Source organism: Paenibacillus sp. FSL H8-0104 (genome assembly GCF_038050215.1).
Lineage (GTDB): Bacteria > Bacillota > Bacilli > Paenibacillales > Paenibacillaceae > Paenibacillus > Paenibacillus amylolyticus.
The window spans coordinates 4,733,493-4,745,912 of the sequence record NZ_JBBOTC010000001.1 but is presented as its reverse complement, the minus strand read 5'-3'; the positions used below and the strand labels follow the sequence as shown (position 1 = coordinate 4,745,912).

Genomic DNA, 12,420 nt, shown 5'->3' with positions numbered 1-12,420 from the left:
AAAAAAATGTTCAGGAATGAACGGTATCAAAATTGTAATGATTGCCGTCATAGCGGCAAAACGATCGAATATGCAAGAGGCATCCCGCACTTTGGGGTGCTTTTTTTGTTTGTTCATCAAAATATTAACTTTTTCTCTCTACCGTTGTAAAAAGCTTGTAACTTTTAGTTGTGATCGGTCGTTTATAATTCAGTGTAGGATGGAACAGATTTCTAATTTTAGGTTTTTTGAAGAAATGAACGGGATTTCAAGAAAGGATGAGCGTGATTGCTGGCATGAAGAATTTATTTCTCAGAAAAAGACCTGCCAAGAGCCAGTCAGGCGATGAACATCAACAGGGGGAAACACCGTTGGAGGCATCGACGGAGTCGGGGGAAAATACATACAACAATGAACACGATTACCCGACGAGTAAACCTCCGTTACCTGAAAGTGAAATCGCTTCAGATGAAGTGGCTGCAGCTGCTGTCATCACTGTTGATGAACCCCAGAAGAAGATCAAACCAAAGAAGGATATGCTGCCTCCATATGATGGACCTGTACTGGAGGTGCGTAACGTGCATCGCAGTTTCCAGACAGGCAGTCGCATTATCCATGTGCTCAAAGGCATTGATATGGAAGTGAATCCGCAACAACTGGTCATGCTGAAGGGGCGATCGGGCTCAGGCAAAACAACACTACTGAATATGCTCGGTGGACTGGATCAGCCTTCAAGTGGAGACATTCTGTTCTCTGGTCAGCCTCTTCAGGATTGGGGAGACCGGCGGCGGACCGCTTTGCGGCGCAAAGAGATCGGTTTTATTTTCCAGGCATATGCACTCATGCCCTTATTATCTGCTTGGGAAAATGTAGAACTGTCGCTGCGCATGGCGGACGTTCCGCGAGCGGAGTGGAAGGACAGGGTTGGTCACTGTCTGGATCTGGTTGGACTATCCAAACGGGTGAAGCACCGACCTTTCGAGATGTCCGGGGGAGAGCAGCAGCGGGTGGCTATAGCCAAGGCGATTGCCCATAGACCCAGATTGTTGCTTGCGGATGAACCTACAGCTGAACTGGATTCCAAGATGGGCGCTCAGGTCATGGCCGTATTCCGCAATATTATTGAAGTAGAACAAGTAACAATATGTATGACTACACACGATCCTACAATTTTGGAGGTTGCGGACCATGTTTATGAAATGGCGGACGGCAGATTTATCAAGTAAAGGGGCCGCTCCGAAGAGGGGGAAACGCGCAGCGATTATTGTACTCGGTGCGATAATGGTTGCAACGATGTCCGGCTGCTCATTGCTGCCGTCAGAAACAGAGGAAGAAGTGCTTCCGCCTATTACACCACCAACGATCTCCAAGAAACCGGAATATGAAGTCCGGACGGAAACGTTGGAGAAAAAAGTAAGTGGCAGCGGCAAGATGATGAGTCAGCGGGAAGAGAAGGTGTACTTCACGCTTGATGGCATGCATGTCAAAGAGTTAAATGTTAAACCAGGGGATAAAGTGAAAAAGGGTCAACTTCTTGCTGTCCTCGATGTGGAGAGTGTAGAAAAGGAGATCCGTGGCAAGAAACTGGCTATTCGCAAATCCGAAGTTCAAATGAAGGAAACACTCCGCAAGAAGGATGAGATGGACCCGGTAGAGTTCGAAGAATCAACGATTGCGTTTGAAGAACTACGCCAGGAACTCGCTGATCTGGAGGAACAACTGGGCAAAGCCACGTTGACCGCTCCGTTTGGCGGCACCGTTATTGCAGTGCAGGTAGAGAAGGGTGCAACCGTGAAAGCGTATGATCCGATTGCTACGATTGCGGATACATCGAATCTGGTTGTGGCAGCTACCTTTGCCAAGGAAGATCTGGAGAAGTTCTCGGCCGGTATGAAGGCAGAAGTAGATATTAATGGAGCTGGTAAAGTCGCTGGCAAAATTAAAGTTATGCCTATCGCGGAAGCATCGGGAAGCGGCAGTGGCGAAGGGACGGGTGAAGGCGGTACGCCTCCAACCAAGGAAACGCTGGATAAGTATGTCATCGTTACACTTGCAAAAATGCCAAAAGGCGTCGAACGTGGCACACCACTATCGGTCTCGATTGTAACGCAGCGTACCGAGAACGCAATTGTGATTCCTGTATCCGCTTTACGCTCCATCGGTTCAAGAACGTATGTACAAGTGGTGGAGAGTGATGGCAGCAAGCGTGAAGTGGACGTTGAAGTTGGACAGCAGACATCGACAGATGTCGAGATTCTGAAAGGTCTGACCGTAGGTCAGAAAGTAGTGGGACGCTAATGGGGCTGCCATTGCTTCGGCTGCTGTTCCGCAAAATGTGGAACACGCGCTGGATGACCTTCAGCACACTGATCGGATTGATTGTGGCGGTAGCGTTCACCGTCAGTATTCCAATGTATGCCGATGGTGCGTTGAAACGGGTCGTCGCGCAAACGCTGCAGGATAACAGTGAAGGGTTGCCAGCCGGTTCGTTGCTTATGAGTTATCAGGCACCCGGTGGCGTGAAGACAGACACACGGGGTCTGGATGAAGTAGATCGTTATATTCGTGAGGATGTTCCTCGCGACATCGGGTTTCCTTTTCATACGTATGTGAATTCGAGATCCATTCGCAGCACAGAGGTGAGCCCGGAAGATCCAACCAAAGTGGATGCCAGCAGGGCGCGCAGTATGAGTCTGGGTACGATGAGTGGGCTGGATGCACAGGTGAATTACTCTGCCGGGGTGAAACCTGGAAACCAGGTCAAAGATGACACGATCGAGGCAGTCATGTTGGAAGAGGGTATGTACCGTAACGACCTGCATATCGGCGATATTCTGAAATATCCGGTGTATAGCGGTCTTGATATCACGTTACGTGTGAAGATCACCGGGTCCTTCAAGGCAGATGATCCAAACAGCCCTTACTGGGTACAAGGATTTGACGGCATGATGAATGGACTATATGTGGATGAATCGGTTTTTAATGATGTTTTACTGAAGGAAAAAGGGATTCCACTTCAAAATTCACGTTGGTATTATGCCTTTGATCTGAAAGAAATTCAAACCAGCCAGTTATCAGGTCTGACTTCCATGCTGGAAAGGCTGGATATCGATCTGTACCAGCGGCTGAAAGATACAAAAGTGGACATCACCTTTGGTGATCTGCTCAAGCAGTTCCGCAGTCAGAGTCTGCAACTGCAGACCATGTTGTTTACCTTGGCAGCACCGATGATTGCGATGGTCTTTTATTTTATTGCGATGAACGCCAGACAGTCATTACAGAAGCAAGAGAGTGATATTGCGGTATTGCGCAGTCGTGGAGCTTCAGCTCGGCAGATCTTCTCTCTCTACTTGCTTGAAGGCATATTTCTGGGCGCTATTGCGCTGGTTATTGGGCCGTTGCTTGGTTGGTTTATGGCCAAGAGTATTGGTTCAGCAAGTGGCTTTCTCTCGTTCGTAGATCGGAAGTCTATTCCGATCGGTGTATCAAAAGAAGCTATTCTCCTGGGAGTAGCAGCGGTCCTTGTAGCGATCATCGCATCACTTATCCCTGCGATAACCTATGCACGGGCAACCATTGTATCTGCCAAACGGCGGCAAGCACGAACAGACCGTGCTCCAGTATGGCAGCGCTGGTTCCTGGACGTTGTGTTGCTGGGTCTGGCTGGATATGGATACTACCTGTTCTATGAACGTCAGATGTTGACCTTCCAGACCGGAATGACAACCGATCAGTTGCAGGTACAACCGTTTCTATTCTTTGTACCCGCACTCGCGATCTTTGCGCTTGGACTATTCTTCTTGCGCTTGTTCCCGTGGATATTAAAGCTTATTCAGTTGATCGGTCGCAAGTTTCTCCCGGTCCCGTTGTATCTGACATTAACGCAGTTATCGCGTTCATCTTCTTCCTATTACCCGCTGATGATCCTCCTTGTACTGACACTGGGACTTGGGGTGTACAACTCGGCTGCAGCTCGGACGATTGATCTGAATTCCACTGAGCGTACCTTGTACCGTTATGGTTCTGATGTGATTATGCAGACTGTGTGGGAAGGGACACCTGAGGTTAAACCTGGTGGTTCCGGACAGAATGGCGGTACGGGTGGAGGTCAACAAGGTGGTGGCAATGGAGGAGGAGGTTCTGCTGGTGGTGGTTCCGGCGGAGGCAACGGCGGTGGAGGTGCTCCAGGTGGTGGCGGTTCTTCGCAGCCATCCAAAGTCATCTACTCCGAACCTCCATTCGAGGTGTTCCGCAGATTAGACGGGGTTGAACATGCAGCACGTGTGCTGCAGACCAAAGGCAATATTATCGTCTCTGGTAAATCGGGTGGACAGGGGATGCTGGTCGGAATTGATAATGTGGACTTTGCTCAAGTGGCGTGGTTCCGCAATGATCTGTTCCCGGCACATCCCTACAAGTACCTTGACTTGCTTGGTAAATATGAAGGGGCTGTATTGATCTCTTCCAAATTTGCTGACAAGTTCAAACTCAAAACTGGAGACCTCGTCTCCATGGGTGTACAGGGACAGGCGATTGAATTCGTAGTCTTCGGAATTATTCCTTACTGGCCAGCCCAGTATCCGGATCAGATGCCATTTTTCGTGGCGAATCTGGATTATATCTATGATCAGGTACCTTTGATTCCTTATGAGGTGTGGCTGAAAATGGAACCGGATGCCAAAGTGGCTCCACTAATGGAGAAACTTGCAGCAGAAGGCATTGAGTTATCGTCTGTACGTGACGTACGTACCGAATTGGTATCTCAGGCTAAACATCCGTCAAGAGGTGGCGTATTCGGGATACTGAGCCTTGGATTCCTGGTATCGGTTATTATCTCGTTGATCGGATACGTGCTGTACTGGTTCTTCAACCTGTCCGGACGTGTTGTGCAGTTTGGTGTATTACGGGCCATGGGGTTATCCCGGGCACAACTAAGCGGCATGTTGCTGCTGGAGCAGGTGTTCACAGCAGGTCTATCGATCCTGCTAGGTATTGGGATTGGTCAGGTATCCAGTCGTTTATTCCTGCCATTCCTGCAAACGACGGATAATGTATCTGCCCAGGTACCTCCGTTCCGGATTGTGTTTGAACAGCAAGATATGTTGCAACTGTATGGGGTCACCGTAGTGATGCTGGTCATTGGTGCAACGATGTTGCTCTGGCAGATTCGCAGATTGCGAGTTCACCAGGCAGTCAAAATGGGAGAGGAGAGGTAAACGTGATCCAATGCGAAGGACTTGTCAAAATTTTTAAATCCAGCGATGTGGAAGTCGTTGCCCTTCAGGGTCTCAACCTGACTGTCAATCAAGGTGAAATGATGGCCATCATCGGGAACAGCGGTAGCGGTAAATCCACGCTGCTGAATATTCTGGGCGGACTTGATCGTCCTACAGCTGGTACGGCTGTTGTGGGAGACTGGGATTTGCTGAAAATGACAGATGCCCAATTGGTCGAATACAAACGTCATACGGTAGGTTTTATTTGGCAAAATAACGGTCGTAACTTGCTGCCTTATCTCACTGCACTGGAAAATGTGGAGACTCCCATGATTCTGGGAGGCAAGCGTGATCGTGCTTACGCGAAACAGTTGCTCGAATGGGTAGGCCTTAAGGATCGGATGCATAACAAATTGCATCAATTGTCAGGAGGAGAGCAACAACGGGTAGCGATTGCGATCTCATTATCCAATCGTCCCAAAATTCTGCTTGCAGATGAACCTACCGGTTCGGTCGATTCCGAGACATGTGATACAATCATGGGCATTTTTCGAAGAATGAACAAGGAACTTGGCGTTACGATTGTCATCGTTACCCATGACTTGACGCTTGCTGGCAAGGTGGACCGGATCGTTGCGATTCGGGACGGCTTGACCAGTACCGAGTTTGTGAAGCGCAACCCGAATCTGGATGATGAGCATAACTTGTCCGAGGCGGGTATGCCAGACATCCATGAAGCATTTGTCATTATAGACCGTGCAGGACGACTTCAGGTGCCAAAAGAGTATCTGGAGGCCTTATCCATTGATAACCGGGCGACATTGGAATTTGACGGTGAACGTATTGTCATTACACCGCCAAGATAATTAAGAGGGGGAACTGGGAAATGAAGAATAGTATGTGGGGAAAACGTGTGCTGGCTGTCATCGCTACTGCGACGCTAGCACTGCCGCTGATTGCCGGTTGTACGGCAAGTGAGGCCAAGGATACGGAGCAGCGTGTATTACGTGTGGCTACGTTGTGGGGAGGACAGGATGACAGTTACTTCCGTCAGCAATTTACCGATGCTTTTGAATTGACACATCCCAATGTAACCATCGAAATTGTAGCTGCTGTTGATCAGAGCAGTATGTATGGGTATGGCAACACGGAAGAACAGCCAGAAGTTCCAGATACAATGGAAAGTCTGAAGAAGATTATGACTGGGGATAACCCGGTTGACGTTATCGTGGCCGATACCGCCACAGTGAAATCATTAATTCAGGAGAATCTGGTGAAACAGCTGGACCCACTGATGCAGGAAGATAAGTTTGATACCAGTGATATCGTGCCTAGTGTACTGGAGGGAATTAAGGACCTTGGGGATCAGAGCATTTATGCATTGACACCAACGTTCTCCTCCTCGGCTTTGTTCTATAACAAGGGTATGTTTGAAAAAGCAGGCGTGGAACCGCCAACGGACAACATGACATGGGACGATATTTTCAATCTGGGTACCCGTCTAACGAAAGGTGAAGGTAAAGATCATGTATTTGGTTTCTCCTTCACGACATATCAGGGAGGTTCGCCGTACTACTCCATGCAACAGTACTACAGCTCGTTGCAGCTGAAGACGTTTGATGACAAAGCAGAGAAGATGACCGTAGATTCTCCTCAATGGGAGAAAGTGTGGAGCACCATCAGCAAACTTGCAATTGACAAAGTTATTCCTAAAGGCGACGAACCGCAGGATCAGAATCCGAATGGACGTTATGATCCAGTACAGGGTGACCTATTCCTGAGTGGCAAGTCAGCCATGGTTATTGGTGATTACAGCTATATTAATCAATTAATTGATGCTAATAAAAATGCGGATAAAATGAAAGACTTTACGAAAGTGGATTGGGATGTGGTAACACCTCCAGTTCACCCGGAAGCTCCTGAAATTGGAGGTAGCATCTACCTGAGCAACCTCATGGCGATTAATAGTGCGGCTCAGAACCCGGATGATGCGTGGGAACTGATCAAGTACATGAACAGTGAGGACTGGGCTAAGATCAAAGCACGTAGCAGCTATGAGATGGTATCACGTAAGAGCTTCATTAAGCCCAAAGATGGCCTGGATTATAACATTCAAGCATTCTATGCGCTGAAGCCAATTCCGCCAACCAATACCAATCTGGATAAAATGTATCAAAAATCCCCAGGCTTATGGCAAGTGAATGAAAAAGGTATGGAATATTTCAACCAAGTACTAGAGAACAAAAAGACACCAAAAGAAGCGCTTGGTGAGTGGGCAGCTAAAGGAAACGAGATGCTGGAGAAATTGAAAAAGGATCCTAAAGCTACGTTTCAATGAGATTTGATGAAGTAGTCATATCATAAGTTTAGGATAGCCGCTGAAGATTTTAATCTTTGGCGGCTATTTTTATGAAAATGGGGTATTCTACAAAAAGCAGGAATAAATGACGACTCCGGAAAGGACGAGCGGTATGCACTGGGTATATTTCAGCAAGTTGTATGCAACCAAATTTCAGGCAGGATGTCTGGCCAAACGTATGGAGCAGGATGGGTGGATTTACGGTCATAATGAACCAGCGGAAGTGGAAGTTTATCGATCACGTAAAGGACGTTACGGTGTACGTTTTATTCCCTGACATTACCCCTTGACTTATTGGGATAGAATGGTGTATATTAATTAAGTCGCTGTTTTAATATTTATTACTGACGCGGGGTGGAGCAGCCCGGTAGCTCGTCGGGCTCATAACCCGAAGGCCGCAGGTTCAAATCCTGCCCCCGCAATTTAGTTTCACTTGGATGATTCACAGCCATCATCTGCACGTTATACATTATGTCTAGGGCCCTTAGCTCAGTTGGTTAGAGCGGTCGGCTCATAACCGATTGGTCACAGGTTCGAGTCCTGTAGGGCCCATACTCTTAAAACCCTTGCCTAGCAAGGGTTTTTTTCTGTCTGCATGTAAGCTCTGAAGTAAAAGGTATCTTGTAATGGTGTCTTTCTAGTATGCCCTTTTTTTCGAATCACGATGTATGTCCATGCCATATCTCAAATCTCGCATATACTACCTTATCCCAACCCATAGGAGGTAGATTTCATGAGTCAATTTCTTGATGCAAGAACATCTCAGAATGCGAGTTTGGCTAACTCTATTGCAATACCAATCCTGGTTATTAATACACCACAATTATTCGGTCAGATTGGTCTGCAAACAGCAGGAGCAGGGGCAAACCCGCGGGTACAATTCAAAGGAACGGTGTCTGTGCAACTTCCTTTGGCACTCGTTGGTGTAACTATTACAATTGTTAGGGGGACTTTGGCTACGGACCCTGTGATCTATTCCGCAACGTCTACGTTTAGCTTGAGTGTCCTTGCACCTCAGATTATTACGTTCTCTGCAGATGACTTCAACCCGCCTATCACACCTCAATTGACGTACACTGCATTTATCAGTTCCAACTTGCTCGGTACGATCCGTGTAGGCCCTGAGAACTTTGATGGAGCTGTATATTCCGACTAATGTTGAGCGTCCTTGCCTAAGTAAACTAGATCAGTAGTCTTCTTAATTGAAAGGCCTCAAGGACCTGCCCTCAAAAGCAGGTTTTTTCCTGTTGAAGGGGAAAACTGAACTTCATCGAGTAGGTAGGGTTCTATGATATAATGTATTACAGAGATTGAATGGTATTGGACATAAAATAATACGTGAACATCTGAGAAACGTATGAAATTAGTGATAGAAAGCAGGTTTCCGTTTAATGACGTTAAATGAAAGTCAACGTTTTCGTTACAGTGAAGCTCCGGTATGGGATTGGCAAAGAGCTTATTATGAACAGAAGGGGCTACAAGCTTGGACAGAGAACCAAGTCCCTCAATATATTACGAGTAATCCGATGATTGCCACGGCGTATGCAGAGATGATCTTTGGCTTTCTTCAGGACCTCTCGAACAAAGGAAAGATCAGCGAGACCGTAACCATTCTTGAACTTGGAGCGGGTGTAGGGCGTTTGGCACACCAAGTTCTCCTGAAACTGATTGAGTTAAAAGAATTTGCTGGAATACAGTTACCGCCTTTCAGATATGTGATGACGGATCTGGTTGCAGAGAATGTGCTGGGATGGAAAGAGCATCCATCCATGCAATCCTTTATTGAACAAGGTATAGTGGATTTTGCACGTTTTGATGCTGTAGCGGATACGGAATTGAATCTGGCCGTTGCAGGCACGGTTATTCGGCCCGGTGATCTGAAACAACCGTTGTTGTTGATTGCTAATTACTTTTTTGACAGCATTCCACAGGAATTAATCTACATTGGGGATGGCGAGATCTATGAGTGTGATCTGCTTGTACAGTCTCCGGATCGTCGTCTTGATCTTGAGCCCGCTGAGATGCTGAAGAACATGACGCTGAGTTATGAGTATCGCCGAGCGCCCGAATACAGTGCGGATAACTATCCGTATCAGGAGCTTATCACATTGTACAAAGAGGAACTGGAGGATTCGCACATTCTGTTCCCTGCAATCGGGTTGTCCTGTCTCGAACGGTTGAACAAGCTGTCACAGTCGGGTTATGTGTTAATTACCGCTGATAAAGGGGATCATCGCCTGGATAACTGGAAGTTCGCAGAGCCACCTGAATTTGTTCTGCACGGGAGTTTTTCCCTAACGGCTAACTACCATGCGATTCAATATGTTCTTGAACAACAGGGCGCTCATACTCGATTCACAACACATCATTATAAAGATCTGAATGTTGGGTGCATGTTGATGGTTGAAGAACCCATTAGTTATGTGAACACACGTCTGGCTTACCATCGATTTGTTGAACGTTTTGGACCGGATGACTTTTTCAGCATGAAACAATGGGTAGACTCTCGAATAGAGAGTATGGAGTTAAAGCATATTTTGCCGTTTTGGCGTCTGGGTGGATATGATGCGGAGTTCTTGATTCACAGTGCTACTCACATTTCCAGTCTTCTTCCTGATGCAAGTGATGAGGAAATGCTTGATATTCAGTCTGGTATTCATACGATGTGGTCGTCCTACTACGTGATGGAGCAGCAAGGAGGTCTCGCATTTCTGGCAGGGCAGCTGTTATATGAGATGTATATGTATGAGGATGCAAAACGGTTTCTGGAGATATCATTGGTTGCCGATCCGAGTAACCATAATCCAGCCGTCTTATACGATTTGGCTGTGTGCTGTTATGAACTTGAACTGGAAGAAGAAACCCTGTCATATACGCATAAAGTATTGGCTCTGGAACCTGATCATGAAGAGGCAGCAGCGTTGCTCCAGAGTTTTGAATTGATCTGAACGGAACAATTTTAGTTTGTCTCCTGTATGTCTAGAAATAGTGATGGTTGTATATAAAATTGAAACCTAATTGGGTTGTAATCGTATTAATGGGATATTCAACCAATCGTCTGTTTAAGCAGAAAAGGAGACAAAGATATGAAAAAAGTTTTATCCGTTGCATTATATCCATTGATGTGGGTTGTGGGTGCAGTTAGCTTTCTGTCTGTAAATGCAAATAGTGCAGCAGGTAGCGCCCTCTTTGTGAAAGATATCGCTACAGATCGAAGCTATGATGGGCAGGCTATATATGATAGTATTGAACGTAGAAATGCCTAACTACATATCATTCAACTGTAAAGGTAATTGTTTCACCAAGCAATAACATGAGAACCAATTACTCTTGAAGCGAAGTACGGTTAGCAGGAGTTCTGTCCGTACAACCTTTAAGCCGGTTTCGTACCTTATTCGGGTATGAACCGGCTTTTATTATCGAATGGGGGATGCCAGTTGAAAATTATCATTGGACAACCAAGGCTGGAACAGGATTTGCTGCAGCTTGAAACCGAACTCAAGCAACACCCTGATGCAGATGTAGTATTCTTTCCTGAAGGTTATCTGAACCAGAATGTCGAAGACGCTTGCCGCCTGGCGGCTGAAAATGGAACCATGATTGTATCAGGTCATCGCAGGTTGGACGAACGTCCAAAGGACCGATCGATTATCATCAGTAAGGCTGGAGAGATTGTATTGGAAAAAGCTAAATATACACCTGCTGAGAGGGTTGAGGAACAGGGTTGGGTAATAAGCACTTTGTTGTGTGATGAGCTGGTCCTGCAAGGATTTTGCAATGAGAATATAGGAAATGTGGACATTGTGATGCATTCCATTGGTGTGGGCATGTTCAGTGAAGAGCAGTACAGTGAGTGGGTCAAAGAGGCTCGGCAGATCGCCTTGAAGCATCAATGTATTGTCATGGGGACTAGCCATGCGGATGGTTCGTACCGTGATAGCGAGATATCCATTCCAATCGCGTATTGCATAACACCTGATGGAGAGGTTGTTCTGGCATCCCGAAGTGATACACGTACTCGTACAATCCTTCTGGACAGAGGAAATACAGACCCTTTACCTCAGGAGTCACAAGAAAAACAACTGAAAATTTCCATAGCCCCATCCGGTTAAATCAACGGGTATGAATCCCGGATGAATGGGCTGTTGAACTTGCCGATTCGCCCGGTCACTTGCACGGAATACGCATATGTTATGGCATACCTTGAAATTCAAAGGAGGCCAATCAAATGAGTCAAGTTGGATACGGTTGTTGTAATGCTGGTGGCGGATGGACTTCTACAAGTGCAATTCTTGTGCTTTTTATCCTGCTCGTGATCATCACAAAATCTTTCTGGCTGTAAGTCACGTATAGAAACGTGCAAACAGTGGGCTCCGCTGAGACTTCAGCGGGGCTTTTCCTGTTTATAAGAAGCAACATATGCCATCCATGACATTTGACAACTGAAAACAATGTGCTTAAAATCACATAAGAGACTATTAACAGAGATTGAAGGGATAGCAATGCCGTTTATTCGCTTTAAAGGATTCACAGGTCCTCAGCTAGAGGAAGTTGTACCCCAAATTACAGAGCAGATGGCCCTAATTACTCATATTCCAAGGGAGAGAATGAAGGCAGAGCGTCATGATGTACAAGCGCTAACACCTTCTCCGGCTTCTATAGAGATTCTGATGTTTCAACGTGACCAGGAGATTCATAATCGGATTGCATCGTCGGTGCAAGCTATTTTGGAAGAAGCATATATGCCGGATGTGCACATTTTCTTCAATATATTGTCACCTACTTTGTATTATAAAAAAGGCAAGCCGCTTACAGATTATCGATTGGATTGAGATTGTGAGGGACGAGCAGAATGTTGCTCGTCTC

The 12,420-nt window shown here is 46.5% G+C and carries 12 protein-coding genes and 2 tRNA genes; all 14 read left to right on the top strand.

Features of this window, described 5'->3' with window-relative positions:
* Nucleotides 1–275 precede the first annotated feature (275 nt).
* The 14 genes from NST38_RS21090 (at nt 276) to NST38_RS21025 (ending at nt 12,386) form a co-directional block, all read left to right on the top strand.
* A complete protein-coding gene (locus tag NST38_RS21090; protein WP_338706573.1) occupies nt 276–1,205 on the top strand; it encodes an ABC transporter ATP-binding protein in 930 nt (309 codons plus the stop codon).
* On the top strand, nt 1,168–2,277 hold the full coding sequence (locus NST38_RS21085; protein ID WP_036614803.1) for an efflux RND transporter periplasmic adaptor subunit: 1,110 nt from the start codon (nt 1,168–1,170) through the stop codon (nt 2,275–2,277). The genes NST38_RS21090 and NST38_RS21085 overlap by 38 nt, the downstream gene beginning before the upstream one ends.
* Nucleotides 2,277–5,195 carry an ABC transporter permease gene (locus NST38_RS21080; protein WP_341344048.1) on the top strand — a complete coding sequence of 973 codons (2,919 nt, stop codon included), beginning with the start codon at nt 2,277–2,279 and terminating at the stop codon, nt 5,193–5,195. The genes NST38_RS21085 and NST38_RS21080 overlap by 1 nt, the downstream gene beginning before the upstream one ends.
* A gap of 2 nt (nt 5,196–5,197) precedes the next feature.
* Nucleotides 5,198–6,061, top strand: coding sequence for an ABC transporter ATP-binding protein (locus NST38_RS21075; RefSeq protein WP_036614799.1), 864 nt, complete (start codon nt 5,198–5,200; stop codon nt 6,059–6,061).
* A 20-nt stretch (nt 6,062–6,081) separates the two neighbouring features.
* Nucleotides 6,082–7,533 carry an ABC transporter substrate-binding protein gene (locus NST38_RS21070; protein WP_047843731.1) on the top strand — a complete coding sequence of 484 codons (1,452 nt, stop codon included), beginning with the start codon at nt 6,082–6,084 and terminating at the stop codon, nt 7,531–7,533.
* 106 nt (nt 7,534–7,639) lie between these two features.
* Nucleotides 7,640–7,831 carry a hypothetical protein gene (locus NST38_RS21065; RefSeq protein WP_047843730.1) on the top strand — a complete coding sequence of 64 codons (192 nt, stop codon included), beginning with the start codon at nt 7,640–7,642 and terminating at the stop codon, nt 7,829–7,831.
* A 71-nt stretch (nt 7,832–7,902) separates the two neighbouring features.
* A tRNA-Met gene (locus tag NST38_RS21060) sits at nt 7,903–7,976 on the top strand.
* Nucleotides 7,977–8,032: 56 nt separating this feature from the next.
* Nucleotides 8,033–8,106: transfer RNA gene (locus NST38_RS21055), tRNA-Ile, on the top strand.
* Nucleotides 8,107–8,287: 181 nt separating this feature from the next.
* Nucleotides 8,288–8,710, top strand: a complete 423-nt coding sequence (locus NST38_RS21050) for a hypothetical protein (protein WP_036614795.1) — start codon at nt 8,288–8,290, stop codon at nt 8,708–8,710.
* A 235-nt stretch (nt 8,711–8,945) separates the two neighbouring features.
* Nucleotides 8,946–10,502, top strand: coding sequence for a tetratricopeptide repeat protein (locus tag NST38_RS21045; protein ID WP_341344047.1), 1,557 nt, complete (start codon nt 8,946–8,948; stop codon nt 10,500–10,502).
* A gap of 138 nt (nt 10,503–10,640) precedes the next feature.
* Entirely contained in the window at nt 10,641–10,820 is a 180-nt protein-coding gene (locus NST38_RS21040) for a hypothetical protein (protein WP_062835425.1), read from the top strand.
* Nucleotides 10,821–10,991: 171 nt separating this feature from the next.
* The gene (locus NST38_RS21035) at nt 10,992–11,666 is read left to right on the top strand and encodes a hypothetical protein (protein WP_341344046.1); all 675 of its coding nucleotides are present in this window, start codon (nt 10,992–10,994) and stop codon (nt 11,664–11,666) included.
* 116 nt (nt 11,667–11,782) lie between these two features.
* On the top strand, nt 11,783–11,896 hold the full coding sequence (locus NST38_RS21030; protein WP_082219140.1) for a YjcZ family sporulation protein: 114 nt from the start codon (nt 11,783–11,785) through the stop codon (nt 11,894–11,896).
* A gap of 160 nt (nt 11,897–12,056) precedes the next feature.
* Nucleotides 12,057–12,386 (top strand): DUF1904 family protein, encoded by a 330-nt coding sequence (locus NST38_RS21025; RefSeq protein ID WP_036614785.1) that lies wholly within the window; start codon nt 12,057–12,059, stop codon nt 12,384–12,386.
* Nucleotides 12,387–12,420: the final 34 nt, after the last annotated feature.

Bases quoted from the DNA above. Each gene is read 5' to 3' on its own strand.
- NST38_RS21090 (WP_338706573.1), top strand. From the start codon at position 276: ATGAAGAATTTATTTCTCAGAAAAAGACCTGCCAAGAGCCAGTCAGGC.
- NST38_RS21085 (WP_036614803.1), top strand. From the start codon at position 1,168: ATGTTTATGAAATGGCGGACGGCAGATTTATCAAGTAAAGGGGCCGCT.
- NST38_RS21080 (WP_341344048.1), top strand. From the start codon at position 2,277: ATGGGGCTGCCATTGCTTCGGCTGCTGTTCCGCAAAATGTGGAACACG.
- NST38_RS21070 (WP_047843731.1), top strand. From the start codon at position 6,082: ATGAAGAATAGTATGTGGGGAAAACGTGTGCTGGCTGTCATCGCTACT.
- NST38_RS21065 (WP_047843730.1), top strand. From the start codon at position 7,640: ATGACGACTCCGGAAAGGACGAGCGGTATGCACTGGGTATATTTCAGC.
- NST38_RS21050 (WP_036614795.1), top strand. From the start codon at position 8,288: ATGAGTCAATTTCTTGATGCAAGAACATCTCAGAATGCGAGTTTGGCT.
- NST38_RS21045 (WP_341344047.1), top strand. From the start codon at position 8,946: ATGACGTTAAATGAAAGTCAACGTTTTCGTTACAGTGAAGCTCCGGTA.
- NST38_RS21040 (WP_062835425.1), top strand. From the start codon at position 10,641: ATGAAAAAAGTTTTATCCGTTGCATTATATCCATTGATGTGGGTTGTG.
- NST38_RS21030 (WP_082219140.1), top strand. From the start codon at position 11,783: ATGAGTCAAGTTGGATACGGTTGTTGTAATGCTGGTGGCGGATGGACT.
- NST38_RS21025 (WP_036614785.1), top strand. From the start codon at position 12,057: ATGCCGTTTATTCGCTTTAAAGGATTCACAGGTCCTCAGCTAGAGGAA.